This window comes from Natrinema salinisoli (assembly GCF_020405205.1).
Taxonomy (GTDB): Archaea; Halobacteriota; Halobacteria; order Halobacteriales; family Natrialbaceae; genus Natrinema; species Natrinema salinisoli.
The window spans coordinates 856,314-879,493 of the sequence record NZ_CP084469.1; the positions used below are offsets into that span (position 1 = coordinate 856,314).

23 protein-coding genes and 1 tRNA gene are annotated in these 23,180 nt (G+C 62.5%); 9 read left to right on the forward strand and 15 right to left on the reverse strand.

Going from position 1 to position 23,180, the window contains the following annotated elements:
• Window positions 1-471: 471 nt before the first annotated feature.
• Window positions 472-1,518, reverse strand: a complete 1,047-nt coding sequence (locus tag LDB05_RS04275; protein ID WP_226006690.1) for an RNA-guided endonuclease InsQ/TnpB family protein — start codon at window positions 1,516-1,518, stop codon at window positions 472-474.
• A gap of 348 nt (window positions 1,519-1,866) precedes the next feature.
• Window positions 1,867-2,017: transfer RNA gene (locus tag LDB05_RS04280), tRNA-Met, on the reverse strand.
• A 113-nt stretch (window positions 2,018-2,130) separates the two neighbouring features.
• On the opposite strand from LDB05_RS04280, the gene LDB05_RS04285 reads away from it, so the two are divergent.
• A complete protein-coding gene (locus LDB05_RS04285) occupies window positions 2,131-3,300 on the forward strand; it encodes a DUF7115 domain-containing protein (protein WP_226006691.1) in 1,170 nt (389 codons plus the stop codon).
• A gap of 2 nt (window positions 3,301-3,302) precedes the next feature.
• On the opposite strand, the gene LDB05_RS04290 is transcribed toward LDB05_RS04285, so the two are convergent.
• Complete coding sequence (locus LDB05_RS04290) at window positions 3,303-3,722, reverse strand: DUF5830 family protein (protein ID WP_226006692.1); 420 nt, start codon at window positions 3,720-3,722, stop codon at window positions 3,303-3,305.
• Between the two features lie 195 nt (window positions 3,723-3,917).
• On the opposite strand from LDB05_RS04290, the gene LDB05_RS04295 reads away from it, so the two are divergent.
• Both LDB05_RS04295 and LDB05_RS04300 read left to right on the forward strand, forming a co-directional pair.
• Window positions 3,918-4,892, forward strand: coding sequence for a transcription initiation factor IIB (locus LDB05_RS04295; protein ID WP_226006693.1), 975 nt, complete (start codon window positions 3,918-3,920; stop codon window positions 4,890-4,892).
• Entirely contained in the window at window positions 4,889-5,152 is a 264-nt protein-coding gene (locus LDB05_RS04300) for a MarR family transcriptional regulator (RefSeq protein ID WP_226006694.1), read from the forward strand. Before LDB05_RS04295 ends, LDB05_RS04300 begins: the two co-directional genes overlap by 4 nt.
• Window positions 5,153-5,195: 43 nt before the next feature.
• On the opposite strand, the gene LDB05_RS04305 is transcribed toward LDB05_RS04300, so the two are convergent.
• Window positions 5,196-6,353: a multicopper oxidase domain-containing protein gene (locus LDB05_RS04305; RefSeq protein ID WP_226006695.1), complete on the reverse strand. Its 1,158-nt coding sequence runs from the start codon at window positions 6,351-6,353 to the stop codon at window positions 5,196-5,198.
• A 296-nt stretch (window positions 6,354-6,649) separates the two neighbouring features.
• Here LDB05_RS04305 and LDB05_RS04310 point away from each other — a divergent pair, with 296 nt between their 5' ends.
• Window positions 6,650-6,955, forward strand: coding sequence for a cupin domain-containing protein (locus LDB05_RS04310; RefSeq protein WP_226006696.1), 306 nt, complete (start codon window positions 6,650-6,652; stop codon window positions 6,953-6,955).
• A gap of 19 nt (window positions 6,956-6,974) precedes the next feature.
• Here LDB05_RS04310 and LDB05_RS04315 read toward each other — a convergent pair whose 3' ends face one another.
• Window positions 6,975-7,607, reverse strand: a complete 633-nt coding sequence (locus LDB05_RS04315; RefSeq protein WP_226006697.1) for a uracil-DNA glycosylase family protein — start codon at window positions 7,605-7,607, stop codon at window positions 6,975-6,977.
• 138 nt (window positions 7,608-7,745) lie between these two features.
• On the opposite strand from LDB05_RS04315, the gene LDB05_RS04320 reads away from it, so the two are divergent.
• Window positions 7,746-8,237: a metal-dependent hydrolase gene (locus LDB05_RS04320; protein WP_226006698.1), complete on the forward strand. Its 492-nt coding sequence runs from the start codon at window positions 7,746-7,748 to the stop codon at window positions 8,235-8,237.
• Window positions 8,238-8,272: 35 nt separating this feature from the next.
• On the opposite strand, the gene LDB05_RS04325 is transcribed toward LDB05_RS04320, so the two are convergent.
• Both LDB05_RS04325 and LDB05_RS04330 read right to left on the reverse strand, forming a co-directional pair.
• On the reverse strand, window positions 8,273-9,151 hold the full coding sequence (locus tag LDB05_RS04325; protein ID WP_226006699.1) for a COX15/CtaA family protein: 879 nt from the start codon (window positions 9,149-9,151) through the stop codon (window positions 8,273-8,275).
• Between the two features lie 226 nt (window positions 9,152-9,377).
• Window positions 9,378-11,078: an MBL fold metallo-hydrolase gene (locus tag LDB05_RS04330; RefSeq protein WP_226006700.1), complete on the reverse strand. Its 1,701-nt coding sequence runs from the start codon at window positions 11,076-11,078 to the stop codon at window positions 9,378-9,380.
• Window positions 11,079-11,441: 363 nt separating this feature from the next.
• On the opposite strand from LDB05_RS04330, the gene LDB05_RS04335 reads away from it, so the two are divergent.
• Window positions 11,442-12,569: a M24 family metallopeptidase gene (locus LDB05_RS04335; RefSeq protein ID WP_226006701.1), complete on the forward strand. Its 1,128-nt coding sequence runs from the start codon at window positions 11,442-11,444 to the stop codon at window positions 12,567-12,569.
• 16 nt (window positions 12,570-12,585) lie between these two features.
• Here the strand turns inward: LDB05_RS04335 and LDB05_RS04340 are convergent, their stop codons facing one another.
• From LDB05_RS04340 to LDB05_RS04350, 3 genes are all read right to left on the reverse strand, one after another.
• Window positions 12,586-13,224 carry a helix-turn-helix domain-containing protein gene (locus LDB05_RS04340; protein WP_226006702.1) on the reverse strand — a complete coding sequence of 213 codons (639 nt, stop codon included), beginning with the start codon at window positions 13,222-13,224 and terminating at the stop codon, window positions 12,586-12,588.
• A 243-nt stretch (window positions 13,225-13,467) separates the two neighbouring features.
• Window positions 13,468-14,553: a glutamate--cysteine ligase gene (locus LDB05_RS04345; protein WP_226006703.1), complete on the reverse strand. Its 1,086-nt coding sequence runs from the start codon at window positions 14,551-14,553 to the stop codon at window positions 13,468-13,470.
• 75 nt (window positions 14,554-14,628) lie between these two features.
• Window positions 14,629-16,224, reverse strand: coding sequence for a fatty acid--CoA ligase (locus LDB05_RS04350; RefSeq protein ID WP_226006704.1), 1,596 nt, complete (start codon window positions 16,222-16,224; stop codon window positions 14,629-14,631).
• A 759-nt stretch (window positions 16,225-16,983) separates the two neighbouring features.
• Between LDB05_RS04350 and LDB05_RS04355 the strand changes: the two genes are divergently transcribed.
• Window positions 16,984-17,616, forward strand: a complete 633-nt coding sequence (locus LDB05_RS04355) for a DUF7282 domain-containing protein (protein ID WP_226006705.1) — start codon at window positions 16,984-16,986, stop codon at window positions 17,614-17,616.
• Window positions 17,617-17,677: 61 nt separating this feature from the next.
• Here LDB05_RS04355 and LDB05_RS04360 read toward each other — a convergent pair whose 3' ends face one another.
• Complete coding sequence (locus LDB05_RS04360; protein WP_226006706.1) at window positions 17,678-17,815, reverse strand: hypothetical protein; 138 nt, start codon at window positions 17,813-17,815, stop codon at window positions 17,678-17,680.
• Entirely contained in the window at window positions 17,815-18,324 is a 510-nt protein-coding gene (locus LDB05_RS04365; RefSeq protein WP_226006707.1) for a PadR family transcriptional regulator, read from the reverse strand. Before LDB05_RS04365 ends, LDB05_RS04360 begins: the two co-directional genes overlap by 1 nt.
• A gap of 220 nt (window positions 18,325-18,544) precedes the next feature.
• Here LDB05_RS04365 and LDB05_RS04370 point away from each other — a divergent pair, with 220 nt between their 5' ends.
• Window positions 18,545-18,811: a MarR family transcriptional regulator gene (locus LDB05_RS04370; RefSeq protein ID WP_226006708.1), complete on the forward strand. Its 267-nt coding sequence runs from the start codon at window positions 18,545-18,547 to the stop codon at window positions 18,809-18,811.
• Window positions 18,812-19,035: 224 nt separating this feature from the next.
• Here the strand turns inward: LDB05_RS04370 and LDB05_RS04375 are convergent, their stop codons facing one another.
• From LDB05_RS04375 to LDB05_RS04385, 3 genes are all read right to left on the reverse strand, one after another.
• On the reverse strand, window positions 19,036-19,710 hold the full coding sequence (locus tag LDB05_RS04375) for a hypothetical protein (protein ID WP_226006709.1): 675 nt from the start codon (window positions 19,708-19,710) through the stop codon (window positions 19,036-19,038).
• A gap of 217 nt (window positions 19,711-19,927) precedes the next feature.
• Entirely contained in the window at window positions 19,928-20,563 is a 636-nt protein-coding gene (locus LDB05_RS04380; protein ID WP_226006710.1) for a fibrillarin-like rRNA/tRNA 2'-O-methyltransferase, read from the reverse strand.
• Window positions 20,556-21,440, reverse strand: coding sequence for an NOP5/NOP56 family protein (locus LDB05_RS04385; RefSeq protein ID WP_226006711.1), 885 nt, complete (start codon window positions 21,438-21,440; stop codon window positions 20,556-20,558). Before LDB05_RS04385 ends, LDB05_RS04380 begins: the two co-directional genes overlap by 8 nt.
• Before the next feature lie 393 nt (window positions 21,441-21,833).
• Between LDB05_RS04385 and LDB05_RS04390 the strand changes: the two genes are divergently transcribed.
• Entirely contained in the window at window positions 21,834-23,090 is a 1,257-nt protein-coding gene (locus tag LDB05_RS04390) for a HEAT repeat domain-containing protein (RefSeq protein ID WP_226006712.1), read from the forward strand.
• The last annotated feature ends 90 nt before the right edge of the window (window positions 23,091-23,180 follow it).

Genomic DNA, 23,180 nt, shown 5'->3' on the forward strand with positions numbered 1-23,180 from the left:
ATCTGGGATCTGTCGAAGGTCGTTATCCTCGGTCATGTACTCGACAACGTGATCTCGCGGAACACCGTCGGCGTACTCGTCCTCGAGGTCGTTCACCGTGTTGAGCGCTCACTGAGCGAACTGAAGAGCAGCTTCCGGGACAGTCGGGCTACTCAGACGGTCGCATCACCGGGTGACCCTTGCTGCAGGTATTGTAGATTGGTCAGCTCACCGTGCTTCGGTTGACCTCCTCCCACCCCTAAAGGGGTGGGATTCCCCGAAGGGGATATTCAGGTTGCGCGTTTCCTCGGCCCGCAAGTACGCTTTCGCGTGGGGCGTCAACGGTCGCCGTCCGGTTACGACCCCGGACGTGCGTTCCAGCGCGTACAGCCGGGTCAAAGCGGCCTTCCTCCCCGGTCACGCCGAGCGTCTGCCAAACAGACGGTGGAGTATTCGATCCACGAGGCCGCACGGTTCGCCTCAGCCGAACTGTTAGGCCGTGCATGGTTCTCCCTCCCGTTGACGGATGTTCTCGGCGGCGTTCAGGTCTGCGTGCCGTCCTCGACCACACTCGGGACACGCGAAGCGATCGCCGTCTCGTGTGCCCTCGGCACCGCAGGCCGAACAGCGTTGACTCGTCTTGAACGGGTCAACTTCTTTGACACGAATCCCGGCTTGCTCGACTTTGCAGATGATGAACTCCTGCAACTGGTGGAAGTGCCACGAGTGGACGCCACGCCAGTCGCTCCCTTCTCTGATGCCATCCAAGTCCTCGATTTTCAGCACGGGATTCTCGAACTGTTGTGCCCAGTCGATGAGACGACGGGAGGCGTTGTGGTTGAGGTCACGAATCCGGCGCTTTTCTTTGTTACCCACACGGTTACGTGCGCGAAGCGCACTCGCTTGTTGAAGCGACTCGCGCAGGGAACGATATTTGCGCCGGACGTATTTCGCCTCACGACCGGATAGCAGCATTGACTCGCCGCTCTCGGCATCCGCCGCCAGCAGGTGATTATGGCCGATGTCCACCCCGATTGCCGTCTCGTCACCCGTCTCGCCGTCGTATTCGACGGTGAACGTACAGTACCAGTCGTCGCTACGGCGGTACACCTGCAACCGGGACTTGTCGGCCTCGCCGTCCACGAGTTGAGCAACGTCGTCGGCTATATTATCGTACACGTCAATAGGGGTATACCACCACCCCGAGATACAGGGAAATCCGACGACGACCGACCCGCTCTCGGTTCGGTCAATCTCCCAGTTCTGGTTGTTGACCGCGAACGGCTGGCTGGCGTGGTATTCCACGATACCGTCTTTCTTGTAGTCGGACTTGGCTTCGCGGATGGCCTGATTCTGAATGGCCGAGTAGAGCGAGTTGTCGATGCTGGCCGTGGTCACGCTGATGCCAAACTCGTCGGCCTCCCACCCGTCGATGCAGAATTGCTTCGTATCACGGTACAGGTGGGTGGCGCGTTGCCACTCCTTGCGGCGCTCTCGGGATGGGTTGTGGAACGTCGTGGTGACGGCCGTCGTGACCACGATTACAGTTGTAATGTATCTGTGTAGAACGTATTAAAACGTGGGAATATCTGGCCAGTCGTCGCCCGGGGTTTGGTTCCCAGTTGTCGACTTCATCCCTCCCCTGAAGGGGTGGGCTTTCGCCTTGCTACCGCTGTAATCGATGACGACGTCGGCATCGTCAGTGCAGCTGAGGCACTCACAGTACGGGCCGAATCCGTCGGTAGCAAAGCTCAAGCCTCGATACCTCTGTTAGAAGTCGATATCGCGGGATGTAGGTCATCGGCTCCAGTATCGGAACTGTTGTAATTGAGTCGCCCACTCCCTCGAGAGGGGGTTCTTACGCGGGCATATGAAGAATTTGATGAGTGCCCGGGGAGGGCTCCGAACCCTCGATCTCCGCATGTCCCAGGTTCGAGGCTCGGCAGTCCTCGAGGGACACGGAGGCTTCCAAGGCGAAACCGCACCGAATCTCTGAACCCTATGAGTGCGGCGCTATGTCCAGCTAAGCCACCCGGGCTCGGTTACGAGTAGTGCGGTCCGTTTCTTTAACCTTCCCATTCGACACCGCCGTGCAACGCGGACCCACGGATTACCCACGGATTTATCACATGTTGTTACGAACTCCGCTGCATGAGCGTTCCCGGTATCGTCCACTCTGCCCTCGATGGCGAGGAGATCGCGGCGCGCGTCTCTCTTGGCAGCGACGACGAGCTCTTCATCACCCCCACGAGGACGATCGTGTACCGCGCTGACGGCCTCCTGAGCGACGAATCGGCAAAGGAATTCCCCCACGATGCCGACCGGCTGACCATCTCCGAAGGTCGGCGCAAGACCAAGTTCACCCTCGAGTACGCCCTCGACGGCGAACGGTCGTTTACCGTGCCGTCGGGGAAGACCGACGACGTGCTCCACCCGGTCCTCGCGGGCGTGTTGAACGGCAATGACATCACCGACGCCGGCGAGACGGTCGTCAAGACGTATCGCTTCAGCGAACTCACCCTGATCATCACGAGCGACCGGCTCGTCAAACACATCGGCGGCGCGGTCTGGGACGGCGACTACGAGGAGTACCACTTCGGAGACGTGACCAACCTCTCGTTCGAGGACGGCAGCGTCGCCACCCAGATCGTGCTGGTGGCCAACGGCCGCCCCCAGCGGATCAAGGCGCCGAACGAGGAAGCGAACGATCTCCGCGAACGCCTCCAGCGGGCGCTGTTCGACTATCACGACGTCGGTTCGCTCGAGGAACTCAACGAAGCGATCGGCGACGAGGACGAGGAGACGACCAGTAACGAGGGGTCGGTCGACTTCGGCGGCGGCGTGGATCCGCTCGATGCCGACCCGCCCGAGCCCGACGATCGCGATGTAATCGACGAGGGGACGGCCGAGGCGGAGCGGTCCGGATCGACGGACCCGCTCGCCGACGCGGGAGCTGACGTCGGTGCGAGCGCGGAGCCGACGACGGATTCCCTCGGGAGCGAGAGTCAGCGATCACAGTCGGCGACGCCGGGAGAATCGACCCCGAACGACCGGACTGTCGACCGCGATTCCGAGACGAAACCCCCGGAGGCGGAGACCGGCTCGATCTTCGAGGACGCAGTCGAGACGGACACCTCGGCTGCCGAGGCCGCGATCGAAGCGGCGAACAGCGACTCCGGGACAGCCACACCGAAAACCGATCCCGAACTCCTCGAGCGCATCGAGACGCTCGAAGTCGCCGTCGAGCGCCAGACGGAGGTTATCGAGCAACAACAGGAGACGATCGAGCAGTTGATCGCGGAACTCCGGCAGGGCCGGTAACGCTACTCCCGTCCAGTCACTTTTCGGATACACGAGGAGCCGAAGGGACCGAGTTCGCCGGCCTCGAGATCGATGAAGTGGCCGGTCGAGAGGCCGGAGCCACAGCGTCGACAGGTGAACTCTCCCTCCTTCGTGATGACGTCCTGCTCGAAACGGACGTACTGCCGGCTCTTCGGACGGATAATGCCATCGTCACGATCGATTAGTCCGCGGAGTTCGGCCTCGTCGAGGATCGTTCGCGTCACCGTCGGATCGGTCGTGACCGTCTCGATTCGGTCGACGGCATCGGCGAGCGGGAGCGATTCGTGCTCGAGCCGGGCGAGCAGTGCCAGACCGAGTTCGACGCGGTCGTCGTCCGCCTCGAGAGTCGGGTCGACGCCCTCCTCGCTGTCGTTCTCGGTCTGGCCTCCGTCGCGATTCATTGGTCTGTGCTGTCGTCTCGGAGCGAATAAACGTTGTTCCTCTCGAATCCGGTTATCATCCACTCCGGAACGACGAACGCGGGTGCCGTTCCCACGTGCTGGGAATCCACCGATCGTTGATACTGTCGCTCCACTGCAATCCAAGCGAAGACGTCACACGCGACCGGGGAACGGACCTCGGTGGACACAGTGCCCATGACTCAGACGATCGTCGATACGGCTGACGGGGGATCGACCCGCAACCGCGAGCGCGAGCCCACTCCCGAGCGGCGGGAGTCGGAATGTCCGGAATGTGCCGGATCGATCCGCCACGACGAGGAACACGGCGAGCGAACGTGTTCTGACTGCGGGCTCGTCCTCGATTCCGACGCGATCGATTACGGCCCGGAGTGGCGAAGCTTCGACCACGACGCCGACGACCGAACCCGGGTCGGCGCACCGGTCTCGCCGCTCAGACACGACAAGGGTCTCAGTACGACGATCGGCTGGCAGGACGAGGACGCGTACGGCAACCGTCTTTCGGGGCGAAAGCGCGAACAGCTCAAGCGATTGCGGACGTGGAACGAGCGATTCACCTCGAAGAACGCCGCGGAGCGGAACCTGAAACAGGCCTTCGGCGAGATCGAGCGCATGGCGTCCGCGCTCGGACTGCCGGATCCGTGTCGGGAAACCGCCGGCGTGCTGTACCGGCGCGCCGTCGAAGAGAGCTTGCTCCCTGGACGATCGATCGAGGCGATGGCGACGGCCTGCCTCTACGCGGCCGCTCGACAGCACGGAACGCCGCGCACGCTGGTCGCGTTCGCCTCGGTGAGTCGCGTCGATAAACTCCCGATCCAGCGGGCCTATCGCTACCTCGCCAGCGAACTCGGGTTGCAAATCGAGCCCGCCGACCCGATTCACTACCTTCCGCAGTACGCGTCCGCGCTCGAGGTCAGCGACGATACCGAACATCTCGCCCGAGAGATCCTCGAGGCGGCCAAAGCGCGAGACCTCCACAGCGGGCGGAGCCCCGCGGGGCTCGCTGCGTCGGCGATTTACGGGGCCGCTCGGCTCACCAACGACGGACTGACGCAGGAAACGGTCGGCGAGGAAACGGGCGTGAGTTCGGTCACGGTTCGGAACCGGTATCGGGAACTGCTCGACGCGTACGGCGAGGCTCGTGACGGATGACGTTCCGGAGAGCCCTCGAGAGACGCGTCCTCGACGCACTGGTCGACGATCCGTCCTACGTCGTCGATCTCGCCGCGGAGGTAAAGGATCATCCGATCACGGTCGAGCAGGCGTGTGAGCGCCTGCAGGCGGACGGTGCTATTCGTTCTATCGGAGGCCGGCGGTACGAGATCACCGCGTCAGGTCGCCGACAGTTGGCCGACGTGGGGCCGGCCACCAGCGGATCGGACGTTCGAACGGAGACGGAAAGTCGGACGTAACGCGGTTTTTTCGGCTCGGTTCATCAGGGTTCGTCTCGAGCGATTACCCCTCGTAGCCCGCGTACTCCATGAGGTTCGCGAAGATGTCGGTATCCATCGCGTCGCGGTAGACGATTCCGTTGACCATCCCGCCGGGGTAGGAATCGCCGTTCATGGCGTGGTCGACCTTGTGGCAGTGCATGAGGTAGATGCCGGGATCGGCGTCGGCCTCGAACTCGATCGTGTGGCGTTCCGCGGGCGCGATATTGGTGATGTCCTGCTCGTACTGGGCCGCGTCGGGTATCTGCCCGCCGTCTTTCTCCACGAGACGGAACCGGTGATTGTGCGTGTGCATCGGGTGGGACATGTAGCCCGCGTTGACCATGTGGAGGCGGACGGTGTCGCCGTGGTCGACGATGATCGGCGAGCCTTCCTCGGGGTGGAGCGTCCGCGGGAGGCTCTTGCCGTTGATCGTGAACACGTCGGGGTTGCGATTGCGTGCACTGTAGTCGACGTCCTCGCCGGCCAACTGGCGGTTCACGCGCGAGTCCCAGTCCTTCAGCGTGAAGAAGTACTCCTTGTCCGCGGGTTCGTACCCCTTCGGATCGACGCGGAAGATGCCGTACATCCCCATATCGATGTGGCGATGGGTCTGATAGTGGCAGTGGTAGAGGTGGGTTCCCGGGACGTTTGCGGGGATAGTGTAGGTGTGTTTCTCGCCCGGGTCGACCCGAACGCCGGTCGTCGTCGGCACCCCGTCGTTCTTCCAGGTCTTCTTCGCGCCGTGGAAGTGGAGCGTGTGCGGGTGGTCGTTACCCGTGTTGTCGAGTGTCACTTCCATGTCGTTGCCCTCCGTCGTTCGGAGGATCGGCCCCGGCACGCTCGGCTTCCCGTCGTCGGCCTTGAACGCCCAGACCTGCGGGAGTTCCACCGGGCCGCCCATCGAATCCATCGGGTGGACGGCGTGCTGGGCAGTCACGGACTGTAGCGTCACGCTGCCGCCTTGCTCGTCTACCTGCACGACCTCCGGCGAACTCGTCCACGGAAGATCGGGTCCGGACGAGCCGGTGGACTCCTCGCTCGAGTTCGCCGACACGGACTCTTGCGTGGCTCCCTGGCTCATGCAGCCGGAGAGTCCGGTCAGTGCGGCCACGCCGCCTGTCGCAGCAACGAATTCGCGTCGCGATAGCCCCAGTCCGGGCGCGCCGATTCGATCGCTCATAACAACTGGACGTAAGAAGGACCGACGTATAACGGGGGAAGCCGGTTCTTACGGAGCGGGAAGTCCCGAGAACATGTTCTCCTATAGTATTTAAACGAAGGTGCGAGCCGCCGGTACCCACGGACGGGACGTGGCCGATCGCCGGACGATCATCGTTCTCCCCTCTCGGTATTGAAACAGGCGGACGGGCAGGGGTCGATCGAACCCGTTCGTTCGGATCTGCCGCGATACGCCAGCATAATCGTCCGAACGTATTCGCACACGAAGACAAGTCGCTCGGCCGTCTCGTCTCGTCTATGCCCGACGTCACGTCGCTCGAGTCCCTCGAGAAAGCGCCTCACGCAGAGGTATTCGACGAACAGTCCCCGCGAACCGTTCGCCTGCAACTCGCTGCGGACGAGCGCGTTCCCAAACACCGCCATCCGGAATCGAACGTCGTCTTGCACGTCCTCAGCGGTGCCGTCGAACTCACGCTCGGTGACGACGTATACGACCTCGAGCCGGGCGATCTCGTCCAGTTCGACGGCGATCAGGACGTGTCACCCTACGCGGTCGACGACAGTACGGCGCTGGTCGTCTTCGCGCCGAAAGACGAGTCGTAGGGATCGCCCCCGCCCCTTCTCAGCCGACCGTCGTCGCGACGCCTTTCGTCTGGCGGTAATCGCTCGCCAGTATCGCCTCGAGTTTCGAGACGATCGCCTCGCGGTCGCCGTCGACCCACTCGACCGGCTCCTGGATCGGGACGACCATGAAGCCGCGTCCGCGAATGTCGCGAGCGTGCAGCGACGCCATGTCGAGCTCGAATCGGTGGCGCTGGGTCGTATACTCCCGGAGGACGTGGTCGGTCGGGCGGGCACCGACAGGGAGGAGGATGTGGGCGTTGATCGCGCGAAGCTCGGCGTCGAAGAAGCGCTCGAGGTCGGCGTAATCCGTCTCCGTCGGTACCTCCCCCTCCGGGAGGCTACACATGTGGACGTAGCTGCAGAAGCAGTTCTCGAGGACGGGTTCGTCTCGCGGGCCGCTCGCGAAGCCGGTCTCGCGGAGGATTTCCTGGATCGCGAGTCCGTCTTCGGTCTCGGTGAAGGGGACGCCGGTCGTTTCGCCGCCGTGGACGCCGGGGAAGTCGCCGACGACGTGGAAGTCGGCGTTGGCGTCACCGTAGCCGAAGACGGCCGTCCGGTCCTCGGGGTCGGACCTGTCGAAGGGTGGTCGGAGTCCGAACGGGTTGCTCGTCCTATCGGTGACGTTTTTCACGAACGTGAGGAGGCGATCGGAGATCAAAACCCCAGCGATCACGCCAGCGGTCCGAGAGGGCTCTCGGAGCTACTCCGAACAGGGACGACTGGCCAAACGACGGTGGATTTATCATCCGTTCGTCCGTTCCCGTCGGACATGTACCAGGTGGGACACTACGGCGGTGCATTGCTGGCGTACGCGCCGCTCGGCACCGTCGTCTCGCTGGGGGGTCACGCGGAGGTCGCGCTGGTCGGCGGTCTGGTCTGTGTCGCACTCGCGACGCTTCCCGACTACGATCATCGACTTCCGCTGATCGACCATCGCGGCCCCACGCACACGATCGCGTTCGCGCTGCTCGTGAGTGCCGGACTCGCCGCGCTGACCGCCGTCCTCGTCGATGCGTTCTCGGCGTTTGCCGACGCCGGATTCGTCTCCTTCGGGTTTCTCGTCGGACTCGTCTCGATCGGTTCTCACCTCATCGTCGACGCTCTGACGCCGATGGGGATTCGTCCGTTCTGGCCGGTTTCCCGCCGTCGGTACTCGCTGGACGTCACGACCGCCGCGAACCCGATCGCCAACTACGCGCTGTTGGGACTCGGCGTTGGTGCCGCACTCGCCGGGACCGCTATCGCCGTCTCTGTTGGCTAAGACGTCTGAAAAACGCCGTCGAGCTCGATACGCACCTACCGCGAGAGCGCGTCGGACGCGTTCGTCGCACCGGTGTCGCCGCGAGTGAGCACGAGTCCCGCCACGAAGGTGACGAAGAGCACGGCGGCGGCGATCAGATAGGGAACCTCGAGGGCCGGATTGACCGCCTGTCGGCCGATGAAGAGGACGACGATCACGAGCGGGGGTGCCGCCAGCAGCGGGACGACGGAGCGGCCGGTGAAGCGGCGGCGACCGATCATCATCGCAACGACGGCTGCGCCCAATAGTGTGAGGGTCACGCCGTACTGGGTCATCTGCATCGTCGGCGAGTACGAGGAGATCGCCGACCCGACGACGGGGCTGAGCACGACGTGTGCGGGGAGCGCCACGATACCGATCGCGAGCGCACCGGTGACGTGGGACCCCGTCAGCCGCGATTCCCAGACCAGGACGGTCGCGACGAGGAACAGCGTGAAGATCACGACGGCGGTCCAGAAGTGCAACGAGAGGATGTTTATCGTGTACTGCTGGACGGTTTCGCGGCCGAGTGCGACCTGTACCGGCGTCAGGGCCATCCCGAGGACGAGCAGGCCGGTCACGCGCCGGTCGACGTCGGGGAGCCGCCACGCCGCGAGCGCGGAGCCGATGATGGCGAAGCCGGCGAACATCGCGACGAACCGGTGGAACCACTCGTAGAAACTCGGCAGGCTCCCCGGGAACAGGTTGTAGGGACCGGCGTCACACTGGGGCCAGTTGGCCTCGCAGGCGAGCCCTGAGCCGGTCGCCTTCGCCGCGATCCCCAGCAGAATCGTCGCCGCGACCAGCACGAGCGTCGCGGTCACCACGTGCGGAAAGCCGAACCGGTCGATCGCCGATCGAAGTCTCGAGTCGGGCGTGTGAGTATCGTACGACACGGGCGTTCAATCGTGGGTTAGGACGGACCGTACTTATGTTGACCGAGTCCTCCGATCCGACGGGATCGCCGAATCCGCGTCGGAAAACGGGACGTTCCGTTTTTCGATGGGTGGCATCGAACGGCGTTCTGGGACTACTGGAAGCCAGCGCTCGGTCACACGTGTACCGTGCGATCTGTGTCCGCGTAGGGTATCGACCGCAACGGACGAACCCAGATCGGTTCGACTACTCGGACTCGGTTCCCGGTCGAGAGATCGTGATCTCGACTACGTCTCCCGCGTCGACGTTGGCCCGTTCCAGTAGCCGCAGGAACTGCTCGCTGTCCCCGTCAGTGAGGACGCGCGCTCGAACTGTTTCCTCTGAGGAATCCAGTTTCGCTTCGATATCCTCGAGCCGCCCGAGGAGTTCCGCCTCGACCGACCCGTCGCCGTCACGTCCTCCCCGATTCACCGCTGGATCGGCAGCTGCCGTCTCTACGTCGGTATCGGCGGGCGTGGCCGTAGCCTCGATATCCGCGGGTGTTGCATCCGTATCCGAAGCCGCGTAGGGGTCTTTCGATGCGCTACTAAAGGCGTTCTCGAGCGGGTCGAGATCGATGCCTTCCGCGTCGAGGTCGACCGGTCCCCGCCGAACGGGCGGGAGCGTGCCGTCGGCATCGAACGGCCGGTCCTGGACGAGGTCCCGTCGGCTCGTTCGGATCTGCCTCGCAGTGGTCTCGGCGATCCATCCGGGAGCGAGCCACTCTCCGTCCCGGTAGAAACGGTGGATCTCCTCGTCGTTCGTCCCCCACGTGAAACAGTGATCGAAGCGACGCTGGAATCGCTTGAGCGTCTCTCCCCTCGCGTGCTTGACCACGACGTGCCTCGGAGCGAGATCGCGGACGAACTCGTCGATCGTTTCCGCGGAGGGGTGGTTCCGGAGTTCGACGTACCGCGTCGTACAGCGCACGTTCGAAACCGTCTCGGCGCTTCCAGTCGCAATCTGGAGAAAGACCCCGGCGGGGTCGTCCTCGATCGCACCCAGGAGTCGAGACGCGCTTCCTCGCGTCGGCGTATCCGGTCCGCAGATCGTCACGCGGCCGCTCTCGAGTACTGCCGCGGGTCGGTCGAACACTTCCCGCGTGTCGATACCGGGAATATCCAACTCGAGTCCGTTGTGGAGTTTGGCCGCCTGTCCGACGAGCGTGATCGGAAGGTCGCGATCCAGCGCCGCCGTGACGTGTCCCAACAGCGTCGCGTACTGAACGCCGGTCAACGAGCTCGTGGCGACGACGACTCGGGAGCCGGCGTACGCCCGCTCGAGAATCGTCTGTATCGAATCGTTGAGCGCAGTTGTATAGGAGTCGTCGGTCGATACGTTCAGAAACACGGTATCGATATCGAACGGGTAGTTCGATTCCAGTCCCGGAAACCCCGCGCAGGGGCGCGTCGTGAAATCCCCCGTTATCAGAACGTGCCGTTCGCCGTTCAGGAGTTCATTCCCTCCGTCCTCGTCGTAAAAGCGAATTACGAAACCTGCCCCACCGGGTGTGTGGCCGGCACTGACCGGTCGCACCTCGAGATCGTGGAGGATCGACGTCCAGTCGTCGATCGGCTCGAGTGCATCGAGAGCGGCGGAGACGTCGCCGAGGTCGTTGTCCTTCCGTGCCTCCGGCAGTGCGTGCTCGAGAACGGTTGCCGTCGCCGGCGTCGCATAGATTGGCGCGCTGTGTCGAACGTTTCTGGCGAGTGTCCGGTAGTGGTCGATGTGTGCGTGCGTGAGAAGAACTGCAGTTAGATATTCGTCGTCCGCGAGCAACGAATCGAGATCGACGCCGTCACCGGCGTCAACGAGAATGCAGGCTTGCGTTCCATCCTCGGTCGTAAATCGGAGGAGCGTCGACTCGTTCCCTCCGTGAATGTTTGCGTTTTGATATGATGCCCGCATCTCGATGTCGTGGATTCCATTCCCCGTTACTTGAATTTTATCATGGTAATAACTAAAAGATACACTTCAATTAAGGGCTTCATGATCGGCCAAACCGACCCTGATCGCGGATCCGAACGAGTTGTTTCGATGGAACAGAAGGTGAGAGCCGAATCGAGAATCAACTCGTATCGTGTCGGTGATCGGTAATTTCCTGCAACTGTCCGGTTTTACCGACCCGCCTCGAATCACCGCGATCGGAAGTCGCGTATCGGCGTCCGACCCGGAACCTCGAGCCGCGTGCCGACGGGTGCGGGGGTCCGGATGAGAGTTCGATGGCTCAGTGTTCGCCGCATTCAAGAGTCGCCCTCGCCAGCACCTGACATGGACAAACGCGAGCGACTCGAGGCCTTCCTCGAGTCCCACGATCTCGACTCGGTCTGGTTCGCTCGGCCGAACTCGTTTGCGTGGCTCACCGGCGGGAACAGCGTGATCGACCGCGAGGGCGATACCGGCGTCGCTGCAGTCGGGTACGACGGCGACGGCGTCACCCTCGTGACGAACAACATCGAAGCCGATCGCATCGTGGCCGAAGAGCTCCCGGACCTCGAGTCCGACGAGGTTTCCGTCGAGCAGTTTCCCTGGTACGCGTCGTCCCTGACGGATGCGATCGAGGACGCCGTCGCGAACGAGGACCAGGCCGTAGCGGACGTCGACGTCCCCGGCTTCGAACGCGTCGATCCGACCGCGCTTCGCCAACCGTTGACCGAGCGGGACCGAGAGCGGTATCGCGAACTCGGCGAGCAGACGGCATCGGCCGTCGAGGCTGTCTGCCGGGAGCTCCAATCGGGGGATACGGAACACGAAGTGGCGTCCGCCCTGCGGATCGCCCTCTCGGCGCGGGACATCGAAGCCCCCGTCGTGCTCGTCGGCGGGTCGGAACGCGCACAGCAGTACCGCCACTACACGCCGACCGAGGCCGAACTCGGCGACTACGCGCTCGTCTCCGTGACCGCCCAGCGGGCCGGGCTTCACGCGAGCTGTACTCGAACCGTCGCTTTCGATCCGCCGTCGTGGCTCGCTGAGCGCCACGAGGCCGCCGCTCGCGTCGAGGCGACGGCGCTAGCAGCGACCCAGGCGGAGGCGACGAACGAACGGCGTGGGGACGGGAGCGACGGCACCGCAGGCGACGTCTTCGCTGCCATTCAGAACGCCTACGACGCCGTCGGCTACGAAGGCGAGTGGGAGCACCACCATCAGGGCGGGGCCGCCGGCTTCGCCGGTCGGGAGTGGATCGCCACCCCAGATCACGATGCGACCGTCGAAACGCCGATGGCCTACGCGTGGAACCCGACGGTTCAGGGCGCGAAAAGCGAGGATACGGTCCTCGTCACCGACGACGAACTCGAGATTCTGACGGCGACGGACCGCTGGCCGACGACGACCGTCGAGGCGGTCGATCGGGAGCTCGAACTCGAGCGACCCGAGATCCTCGATCTCGAGGCGGAGTGACGATTCGAACGACGGCCTAGTCGTCTTCGCCGTCGTCGATGTCGTCGTCTTCGAACTCGACGACGTCGGTGCCGGCCCCGGCGTCGGAATCGTCGTCAAGTTCCGATTCGTCGGGCGGCATCGGCGCCGTGTCGTCGACGGTGATCGTCACCGGTTCGACATCGTCTCCGGGGTCAATGCTGGGCTCGCGTTCCTCCTCCCGGTCGAGGACTCGATCGAGGGTGAAGATGGTATTCAGCTCCCGCTGGACCTGATCGACGACGCCGCCGACGAGGTCGCTCGGCTGGATCGCCGTGTACTCGTAGGGGTTGTTCCCGGCCCCCTCGTTGGCGCGTTTCTCTCGCGTGACGCGCTCTTCGTCGTGGAGCTCCGCCAGCGCTTCGCGGACGGTACTGGGATAGAGCCCGGTCCCCTTCGCGACCTCCTCGGAGGTGCTTCCGGGGTTAGCCAACAGGAACACGTAGATCTTCGCGCGCGTTTCCGTGTCCAGGATCCACGACAGCAAGTCGACGATTCGCTGATCGAGTTCCTCGACCGTGGGGTTTCGGCCGAATTCCTCCCCCTCGTGGTCGACGACGTCGGTTGACCGCTCGAGCGATTCGTCTCCGTCGTTCGCACCGTCGACCGGGTGCTCGTCAGTGTCGTCGGAACTCATGTGTCTGCTCGTACAGGATGAGGCTTCGCGCGGAGTTAAACCTTTGCGGGGGCCGAGGGTATCGCGGTGGCGGACCGAAGCGGGTGGCTCAACGCCGCCGTTTCGAGTAACGGTTCCGATCGAACTATCCATCGGAGAGCCCGCGCGTCGACGTATCCGGGCGGGAAGCGGTGGTTTTCCGGGAACCGGAACCGAAACGCGCTCCGCCTCCACCTATCGCCCGGGACCGATCGACTGGCGGGACTACACCTCGTCTCGCAGGAACAGCGATTCGCACAGCGCGTCCGCCCCTTCCTCCTCGAGCAACCGGCGCTGTCGATCCGCGCCGCTCTCGCGCTCGTAGACGCGCTTGATGCCGTCGATTCCCAGCCGCTCGCACTCGCGGTCGACGAGTTCGCCCAGGTCGACGGTTCCTTCGAGCTCGCGGTCGATGAAGGAGGCGTCCTGTCCGTAGCGGATGGCCCGCCACTTGTTCTCGTCGAGCAGTTCCCGGCGGTGACGGTGCCCGCTCGTGCCGTCCTCGTAGGCCTCGGCCAGCGCCTCGACGAGCGCGTGGGCGTACTCGACGAACGCCAGCACGATTTCGGGATCGGCCTGTCCGTCCGGCGTTCGGAGTTCGACCGTACCGTGGGCCGTGTGGGGACGCACGTCGTACCAGAGTTCGCCCCGGTCGTTGATCGACTCGGTCTCGAGCATCCGGCGTTCGAACCGGTCGAACGCCTCGAAATCTTCGAAGTGGGTGGGCATCCCGGTGTTGGGCAGCGCCTCGAAAATTTTCGCGCGGGCGGACTGGAGGCCCGTGTCGAATCCGTTCCAGTACGGCGAGTTCGCCGACAGCGCGAGCATGATCGGCACGTACCAGCGCAGTTCGTTGGCGATCCAGACCGCCTTGTCCGCGTCGTCGACGCCGACGTGAACGTGGACGCCCGCCGTCGTGTTCCGATGTTGTGGATACTGAATGCGGTCGAGTTGCGAGCGATAGCGGGGTTTCTCCGCGTGCTCGAGTTCTTGCCACTTCGCGAGCGGGTGGAGGCCGGCGGCGGCGATTCGGAAGCCGTGGTTTTCGGCGTGGTCGACTAATGCCCGGCGGATCGCCAGCAGCGAGTCGCGGGCGTCGCCGGGCTCCTCGATCAGCGGCGTCTGGGTTTCGATCACGAACTTGAACAGCTCGTGGTCCAGCCGTCCCTCGAGGATCTCCGGCGGATCGTGTTCGTAGACGAGTTCGTCGGTCCCGCTGGTGGGGCGGCCGTCCTCGTCGACGACGAAGCACTCCTCCTCGATCCCCAACGTACCCATGCGCGTAAACGATTCTCGGGACCCGCGTTCCATCGTGCCCAGCTTTCGGCCCCGATAGTAAATACGGTTTGGAGTCGGAGCGTCGGGCCGGTATCCCGGCAGTGATACTCAGGACGTGACGGTTTCGGCCTCGGGCTCGAGCCCCGCCTCGTCCTCGCGGAGTTTGAACTTCTGGATCTTGCCGCTGGGATTCTTGGGGAGGTCGTCGACGAAGTAGTACGCCCGCGGTCGCTTGAAATCGGCGAGCCGGTCGCTCTCGAGGAGGAACGAGTCGAGCGCGGCCGCGTCGACGCCCTCGTCGGCGACGACGTAGGCGGTGACGAGCTCCCCCCACTCGTCGTCGGGCTCGCCGACGACGGCCGCTTCGTCGACCCCGTCGTGTGCGAACAGCACGTCCTCGACCTCGGCGGGATAGATGTTCTCGCCGCCGGAGACGATCATGTCGTCCTTCCGGTCGACGACGGTGAGGTAGCCGTCGTCGTCGCGGTATCCCAGGTCGCCGGTGTAGTACCACGTCGTGCCGTCGGCCTCGCGCAGCGACCGCTCGGTCGCCTCGGGCCGGTTCCAGTACTCGCGCATCGTACACGGGCTGGCGATCAGAATTTCGCCGATCTCGCCCCGGTCGACTTTCCGATCCGGAGGGGCGTCGGGCTCGACGATGCGCAGTTCGTGATTGAGCGCGGGCAGGCCGGCCGTCCCCTGTTTGGAGAGCTGGTCCTCCGGTGGTTGAAAGACGCCGGCGGGGCCGATCTCGGTCATCCCGTAGGCCTGCAGGTAGTCCTCGCAGAGGTGATTCATGCAGTTCTCGAGCACCTGTTCCGGCATCGGGGCCGCGCCGTACAGTCCCAGCCGGAGCGAGGACGTGTCGACGTCCAGTTCGGCGGCGGTCATCGACAGCGCGTTCCACGCGGTCGGTGCCGCGAAGACCAGCGTGACGTCGTGATCCTCGATCGCCTCGAGGGCAGCCTGGGGTTCGAACTCGTGGTGGATGACACTGGTCGCGCCGCGGTGAACCCGCGGGAAGAGGTTGCAGTGGAGTTCGGCGCAGTGATACAGCGGCATCATCGACAGCCCGACGTCGTCGCGGGTCATTTTCCCCTCAGCGATACACAGGAGGTTGTGTTCGACCATGTTCCGGTGCTCGTGGACGACCCCCTTCGGACGCCCCGTCGTCCCCGACGTGTAGATGAAGGCGTAGACGTCGTCTTCCGCGACGCGGACGTCGGGTCGGGCAACGGACCCCGACTCGAGCAGGTCGTAGAACCCGCTCGCGTATTCGGGGATGCCCTCGCGGTCGTCGTCGATGAAGACGTAGTCGTCGACGGTCTCGAGGTTCGGTCGCGCGCCCTCGACCGCCTCCCGCGTCGCGGACTCGAAGAGTACCATCTCGGCCGCCGCATCGTCGACGATGTACTCGATCTCGCCCGCCGGCAGCCGGAAGTTTAGCGGCGTGAAGACGGCCCCGATTTTGGCGCACGCGTAGACGGTAAGCGCCATCTCCGACCCGTTGTACAACACCGTCGCGACCCGATCTCCCTTTTCGATTCCGACCTCGAGAAAGGCGTTCGCCAGCCGATTGACTCGTTTGTCGAACTCGGCGTAGGTCCATCGCTGGTCCTTCCGCGGATAGACGATCGCGTCGCGCTCGGGGTGGCGATCGACCGTCTGCTCGAGCGTGTCTCCTATCGTGGGATGTTCTGACATACCATGGCTCTGTACGACGAAGTACCTTATATTTTTTATCCGATACGATTGTCGTCCGTCATCGCGACCGGACTAGCGCGCTCGAGCGGTCGCCGACAGCGTCTCCTCCCGTGGGTGGCGATCTGCCGGAGTCGGTACTACGGCGACTGACCGATTTCCGTGTAATCGCCCGATCGATCTGCTCACGGGCTCGATTTCTCGGGGCTAAACAGGGCGCAGTTCGGACACCAGATCGATCCGTCGGCCCGCGCGATCTGCTTTCCGTTGCATTCCGGGCACTGTCGATCCGCATATCGGTCCATAGTGATGTCGGGGTGAGGGGCCGACTCTTATGAGCCTTCCGGGCCCCGAAGTAGCGAGCGGCGCCAGCTACTCCGTCGTCGGCCGGGAACCCCCAGTCGTCGGGCCTCGAGACCAGTTCGGACGGGGTTCGGTCGCGTCGCACAGTGATTTCGAGGCGTTCCGACGACACCCCGTATCGACCACGACGGGACCGATCGACGGGCTGCGGGTGTGATCGAACGAAAGAGCAGTCGGTCGAGGCTCGACGGATCTCCCGCACCGCTACTGCGAGTTCGGACGTCTCTGTAGACGATTTCACCACAGAAAATGATATTACGAATATGATTTCGACACTAACAATCGGAATAACTCGATTACCTCGCTCGCGCCCGCTACCGAATGAGAGGGTTTCTGGCCCCGAAACGGTCGAACGAATCTTCTGATTTTTGCCGAGCTACGGCAGTTCTACGTGACGCAATGTACCGCGCAAGATCCATCGGTGTCGCAGTCGTCGCGACGCTCGTTCTCCTCTCAGGGGCGAGCTTCGCGTTCGCCGCGACCGACGCCGGCGTCGCGACACAGGAGAACGAGACCGAGAACGAAACGGCCAACGAAACAGCCAACGTAACGTTCGAGAACCAGACCTCGAACGGGACCGCGGTCATGGTCAACAACACGACGCTGCCCGAGGGTGGCTTCATCGCCATCCACGCGGCCGCGCTCACAGACAACGCCTCTGAGAACGAGACCGCGACGAACATGTCCGAGGAGTACGAGGCGGGCGAAGTCCTGGGTAACTCCACCTACCTCGACCCCGGCGAGCACGAGAACGTGACCGTCGAGCTCAACGAGTCCTTCCAGGAGAGCCTCGAGTTCAACGAGTCCGGTGAGGTGGCCCACGTCCTGATCGCGATGGCCCATCAGGACACGAACGGCAACGAGACGTACGACTTCCCCGAGGCCGACGATCCCTACGTCACTGACGGCGAGCCGGTGACCGACGACGCGCTGATCACGTTCGAGGAGGAGATGAACGAGACGACAGATAACGAGACGATGGACGACGATATGATGGACAACGAGACGATGGACGACGATACGATGGACTAGTCGGAGCCGTAGCGACCGCCGTCCGTTTTTTGCGCCAGTTCGTACGTCTCGAGCGATCGCCTCAGGTGACCCGCGTCCCGTCGTCGGCGACCGCGAGCCCGCAGTCGTCACAGAGCCACCAGCCGATCAGCGGGTCGCGTTCGGAAATCGTTGCGCCGCAGTCGGGGCAGCGTATCGGATCCTCGGGTCGAGCCCTCATCATCCGTCCCGTTCGCATTTCGGTGGGGCGGCTGCGTCCTCGAGCGCCTCGAGGTCCGCGGCGGAGCGGTCCTCGATCACGACGCCGCAGGCGGCCGCGAGCTGGGTGGCACGTCGTGCCAGCAGCGCGCGCCCCGCATCAGTGGGGGTGTACTCGCTCGTCCCTTCGTCGACCCGCCGGCTGGTGACCAGCTCGTGTGCGACGAGCGTGGCCAGATTCGATTGGAGCTGGGCGTAGTCGATGTAGGGATAGGCGTACTCGAGGGCATACGTGATCGCCCGTTCGTCCGTGGTGTCGCTGGTGTGCTCGCAGCGCGCGACTGCCTCGAGACAGTCGCGCTGGAAGGCGGTGAGGCCGATCCAGGTGGTGCTCCCGTCAGCACGGAGGTCTGACGCGGATCGGTTCGTTTCGCTCGGATCTCTGCCGTCAGACCGGGGCCAGTCGGTGGTTGGGGGTGATTCGTCTGCTCGAGCGGGGTTTTGAAGGCCCCGCGAATCGTTGTCGGACATGGCTTCCGGGGTGAGTTTCGGAGGCTGCTTGCGGTCCGGTGTCTGCAGCACCGGGCCGCTGATTTCAGACTGTGAGAGTCGAATCTGCACGCAGCCCCTATCAAATATTTAGTGACCTTCAACTACTAATAGTTTGTTCAAACTACTATCACAGTAGGTCATATTAAACAAAAGGTGACTAATCGAGGGATATAGGCCATTTTGAACGGTATTTGGGTTAATGAGACTGGATGCGGACTGGATGGTCAGAGCTGACGACCGGATCTTGGAATTTCTCAGCGAAGAAGGTCCTCACCCCCCCTCTAAGATGGAGAACGACGAGAGAATCAAATTCGGTGCAGAATATATCGGCAGAAGATGTCGAGACTACCTCGGTCCGCATGGTCTTGTGAAAAACCTCGGAAATGGCGTGTATGCGATCACTGAGGACGGAGCTTCGTACTTGGACGGGGAATTGGATGTAAGCAAAATACGGACTCGAACATGAACTACAATTTCCAACTAAACAAACTACATTCTGGTGTTCATCAGGAAGTCATCGTCAATTCGGATTCATATACACACGAATCATGTCTTGGTTCATATTATAAATAAATGTCTTAGACTACTAGTGGGTCCACGTCGGTCTAACGTTCTGTGTCGAAGTGGGTTAGCCAAAATAGATCTCGTTTCAGATAATATTCAACCATCAATTCTTATGAATAAAAATACCTATTTTGTCGTCATTAAGTCGGCGGACGGGTGATCTTGTTCTGCGTTGGTACAATATGACCGTATTTTCGATATTTCCATTCTTCGTGGATTTTGACTTTCATCCTTAAGCAGTTGGAGTATATCTTCATCATCTCTGATTTCTTTAACATTTAGTGCTTCTGGTTCTCGCATTCCTGTTGAGGATACGTAACTATAGTAGAGATCTATCATCTCATCTGACTTTACTTCGGTATTTTCGATATCACTGATCAGGTTAACAAATTCGTCATTATCTATTCTCTCATTAGAAAGAAACCCAATAAATTCCTCTTCAGACAAATGTATGGGTGGATCACGCGGCCCAATAGTAAGAATTGATCTCCCAGTACTGGCGATCGTTACTTCAAGCTGAAGGTAAAGCGCAGGTCCAGGTCCATAATTCTGCAGACCAAAATCTGTAGAACCTGATCCATTAGTAGTAAACGATTGTCTCACAGACGGTCGTGTAGTCTTGTCTGGTCGACGTAGCTGATAGATTGCTACAGACGCAGTAACAGCACTAACTAACGCGATCGCAGCCGACCCATTCAGCAGAAGAGTTCCTGAAATTGCGAGAACGAATACTAAAATGGCAAAAATGATACTATATCGATCTAAGTTTGGCGCAACATCAGAAATCAATTCTGAGGACATTAGTGTCGTTGAAACATGTAGGATAAATATGCGTTGTGGCTCTCTTTTCTCTCACTCTGATGCAGAAGCACGCGTTAGTTCGACAGTTTGACCTTAGGATAATTATTTCAACTGGAAGACTGCATCAGTGACTGTAAATCCGCACATTCTTTGGATGAGTCTATTTCCTGTTTTTGGCGCAGTCACGGAGACCAATATGCTAGTTATTCTACCAAACTCACCGCGGCCGCGCAACAATCCCCAGATGATCCGCGTGATACTCCTCGAGCCCCCGCGCCTCTAGAACCTCGTACCCCTCCGACAGATCCTCGCGAACGTCCTCGAACACGGCCGCAGGCTCTCGAATCACGTCTTCACTCCGCGCCTTCACCGCCAACAACAACCGCCCGTCGTCGGCCAGGAACTGCCGGTTCTCGAGCGCGACCCGCGCCTGCCCCCGCGTCGCCACGTCCTGCACGATCACGTCCACGTCCGACTCGACGACGTGGGCGTAAGTCTCTGGCTTCCGGGCGTCCTTCAGGAGCGGAAAGAGCCGCTCGCGCGAGTCCGCGGCCTCGAGCAGGTCCCGGACCGGCCGCGGGGCGAACTCCACCGCGTAGGTCGGCCCGGCGAAATCCGCGACGTGGCTCACGGTCGTCCCGCTCGCCGCACCCAGATAGAGGACCGTTTCGCCCCCCGAGAGGGCGGTGTCCATCCCCAGCTCGAGCATGGCACCCAACTTCGACCGGTGAGGGTTCCACGCCCGCCACTCGCCGTCGGTGGGCTCGCCGTAGACCGGCTCCCCTCGAGTTGCAAGTCGCTCGGTCCCGTCGAATTCGCGGCGCTGGACTCCCGCCGGAAGCCCCTCACTCATCGTCCGCACCTCCGTCGGTCCCGGCGTCTTCGTCCGTCGTCCGGGCCTGAATCGTCTCGATTCGTTCGGCCAGTTCGGCCTCGAGTTCGGGCTTCAACTCGCCCGAGTAGTGATCGACGCGGGCCGCGATCGAGAGTTTCCCGGCCACCGCACGCGCCGCCGAGCCCCGATTCTCGGGGTGGGTCCCCCGTACCGCGTCGTGCGTGTAGATGATCCCGTGCTTGGGCGACGGCGCGTGTCCGCGCAGGTGGGCGAACAGCGCGTCCTCCGCGCCGAGCACCTGCACGGTCCCGCTTGGCTTCTTCGCGAGCGCCTCGAGCCCCCCGGCGAGGGAGATCAGCCGCGCCGCGAGGACCGGCTCCGCCAGCGCCGAGAGGTTCGGCGCGACGGCCGGCGTCTGACGCTCGACGAACTCCCGGAGCTCGTCGGCCTCGTCCGCGAGGCCGGCCACCCGTTCGGCGAGCGAGCGGATCGCGGGCTCCTCGAGTCCGTCCTCGCTCTCGCCGCGAGCCAGCGTTCGCGCGTACTCGACGCCGGTCCCGGCGTCGGGATCGACGGTGCCGGCCCACTCCGCCAGGCGCTCGGCGAGTTCGTTCGCCGTCCGACTGCAGTCGTCCATCGCCCTGATCGCGTGAACCAGCTGCTGATCGTCCGCCCGCTCGCGCTCGCGCACCTCCGCTCGAGTCGCGGCCATCGTCGCCTCGTGCAGTCGGTCGTAGTAGTCGTCTTTGTCGTCCGCGAAGCCAGCATCAACCGCTTGCGCGGGCCAGTCTGCCGGTCGGTTCGCGTTTCCCTGGTCGATGGCGTCGCGGGCTGCATCTCTGTCACCGGGATCGACGTCGCGGAACCAGGCGGAGTCCGACGGTTCGGTAGTCATCTATCGACGTTAGACGCCCGGCTTATAAATGAGCTTTCGAATATCGACCGATCATTCGAGGATTTCAGCGTCGAACCGTCGTGTCCGCCCTTTGCAGGGGGCCGCGAATACAGTTCGTTCGGTCGATCGCTTCGCTCCGAATCGTGTTTCGTTCTACCCATCAAGAAACTTACCTACCTGATAGGGTTAGATAAACCGAATACGCCGTCTAAAACCAGACAAAAACTTATAATTTGGCAATTGCTGACATTACCTGGGGGTATCACGAATAACCGTGATAAAGCGAACGAACTATCGAGATGGTACCGGGAACGAGCCCTGCCCGAAACCGGTGATGGGGCCGCGATTGCAACGAGACGCAATCGGTATTACACACGTCGAAGGGAGGGAGAAATGTACTTCACCCTGAAAATCGTTCGATTCCTGTTCGGGCTCGTATTCAAAGTCGTCCTGTTTCCGTTCAAGCTGGTTTGGAGGGCTGCCGGGAAACAGTTCTCCTCGACGGATCGGCTCGAGGACGGCCTCCGCGCCGAGACGGACTCATCGCCAGCAGGAGAGAGCGGAGAGAAACCGACCGGCGTATCGGCAGACGATGCCGGGACAGCCTCGGAGGGAAGGAGCAGAAGCGAACGGAATATCCGCTGGTTCCGGAAGGGGCTGATCGCTATCGGTGCACTCCAACTCGGGTTGGGAACACTTAGCGTGTTCGCGGCGTTCAGTAGGCCAGCCGGATTGGGCTTTCCCCAACTGGCTGTATTCCTGTTAGTACTTGTCATCGTGGCGCTCGTCCCCTTGATCGCCGGTATCGGGTTATCCCGGCTAGCAACGCCGTCGTGGTACCTGGGAATGCTCGTTTGCGGGTTCAATACCGTTGTCTCGCTGTTCGCCTTCCCGGCAGGGCTCGTGACAGTGATCCTGTTTGGGGGACTGTGCTATCTCGGTTACACCGGACGGCCCGCACTCTCGCGGGTCTACGGCGCCGGGTTGACGACCGATTCAGAAACGCCCCGAACCGAGGAACAAGCGGAACTCGACCCGAAGCAGGGCGTCGCCGTCGCAGACTCGACTGCCGAGTCGAGGACCGATGCCACGACATCGCCACTCGACCAGTCGTCGAATTCTGAGAGTACCGGTGGTGGCCCGTCAGCCGCTGCCGATACCGAACCGGAGCCGACTGCTCCCTCATCGTCGGTGACAGCCAATACGCAGCAAACCGTCGCGTCCGCGGATGATGACGGAGCTACCTCGACGACCGATTCGCCAGTGGCCGACGAGGACGTCCGGGCGGTAGCAGCAGACGCCGCCGAACGAGAGGACAGCGTGGACACCGAGCCGGGCTCTCACGGTGGCACTCCGGATGCGCTCGATGGTCTCGAGGCGAAGCTCAACGACGACCAGCCGTCGACTCGGAAGGCTGCCGTCGAGGAACTCGCGGACGGCGTCAGTGAAAACGCCATTCCAACCGGACCCGCAGCTGACGCGATAACCGCTCGTCTCGACGACCCGGACGCGGACGTCCGCGTCGCCGCCTGTGACGCGATCGGACGGCTCGAGATTAGCCAGGCGAAATCGTCCCTCCGTGATCTCCGTATCGATCCCGACAGAGAGGTGAGTCGTGCAGCAAGCCGCGCACTTCGTCAATTGAAATGACTCGATCAATCAGAACCGTTTCCACACCAGTGGTATCGGACGGGAAATCCCGAGAACACGTGTCGTTCCGGCTCGACGGGGGTGACACCT

Bases quoted from the DNA above. Each gene is read 5' to 3' on its own strand.
- LDB05_RS04300 (WP_226006694.1), top strand. From the start codon at position 4,889: ATGACGTTCCGGAGAGCCCTCGAGAGACGCGTCCTCGACGCACTGGTC.
- LDB05_RS04310 (WP_226006696.1), top strand. From the start codon at position 6,650: ATGCCCGACGTCACGTCGCTCGAGTCCCTCGAGAAAGCGCCTCACGCA.
- LDB05_RS04320 (WP_226006698.1), top strand. From the start codon at position 7,746: ATGTACCAGGTGGGACACTACGGCGGTGCATTGCTGGCGTACGCGCCG.
- LDB05_RS04285 (WP_226006691.1), top strand. From the start codon at position 2,131: ATGAGCGTTCCCGGTATCGTCCACTCTGCCCTCGATGGCGAGGAGATC.
- LDB05_RS04340 (WP_226006702.1), bottom strand. From the start codon at position 13,224: ATGAGTTCCGACGACACTGACGAGCACCCGGTCGACGGTGCGAACGAC.
- LDB05_RS04330 (WP_226006700.1), bottom strand. From the start codon at position 11,078: ATGCGGGCATCATATCAAAACGCAAACATTCACGGAGGGAACGAGTCG.
- LDB05_RS04295 (WP_226006693.1), top strand. From the start codon at position 3,918: ATGACTCAGACGATCGTCGATACGGCTGACGGGGGATCGACCCGCAAC.
- LDB05_RS04365 (WP_226006707.1), bottom strand. From the start codon at position 18,324: ATGTCCGACAACGATTCGCGGGGCCTTCAAAACCCCGCTCGAGCAGAC.
- LDB05_RS04370 (WP_226006708.1), top strand. From the start codon at position 18,545: ATGAGACTGGATGCGGACTGGATGGTCAGAGCTGACGACCGGATCTTG.
- LDB05_RS04345 (WP_226006703.1), bottom strand. From the start codon at position 14,553: ATGGAACGCGGGTCCCGAGAATCGTTTACGCGCATGGGTACGTTGGGG.
- LDB05_RS04290 (WP_226006692.1), bottom strand. From the start codon at position 3,722: ATGAATCGCGACGGAGGCCAGACCGAGAACGACAGCGAGGAGGGCGTC.
- LDB05_RS04355 (WP_226006705.1), top strand. From the start codon at position 16,984: ATGTACCGCGCAAGATCCATCGGTGTCGCAGTCGTCGCGACGCTCGTT.
- LDB05_RS04380 (WP_226006710.1), bottom strand. From the start codon at position 20,563: ATGAGTGAGGGGCTTCCGGCGGGAGTCCAGCGCCGCGAATTCGACGGG.
- LDB05_RS04305 (WP_226006695.1), bottom strand. From the start codon at position 6,353: ATGAGCGATCGAATCGGCGCGCCCGGACTGGGGCTATCGCGACGCGAA.
- LDB05_RS04335 (WP_226006701.1), top strand. From the start codon at position 11,442: ATGGACAAACGCGAGCGACTCGAGGCCTTCCTCGAGTCCCACGATCTC.
- LDB05_RS04390 (WP_226006712.1), top strand. From the start codon at position 21,834: ATGTACTTCACCCTGAAAATCGTTCGATTCCTGTTCGGGCTCGTATTC.
- LDB05_RS04375 (WP_226006709.1), bottom strand. From the start codon at position 19,710: ATGTCCTCAGAATTGATTTCTGATGTTGCGCCAAACTTAGATCGATAT.
- LDB05_RS04385 (WP_226006711.1), bottom strand. From the start codon at position 21,440: ATGACTACCGAACCGTCGGACTCCGCCTGGTTCCGCGACGTCGATCCC.
- LDB05_RS04360 (WP_226006706.1), bottom strand. From the start codon at position 17,815: ATGAGGGCTCGACCCGAGGATCCGATACGCTGCCCCGACTGCGGCGCA.
- LDB05_RS04350 (WP_226006704.1), bottom strand. From the start codon at position 16,224: ATGTCAGAACATCCCACGATAGGAGACACGCTCGAGCAGACGGTCGAT.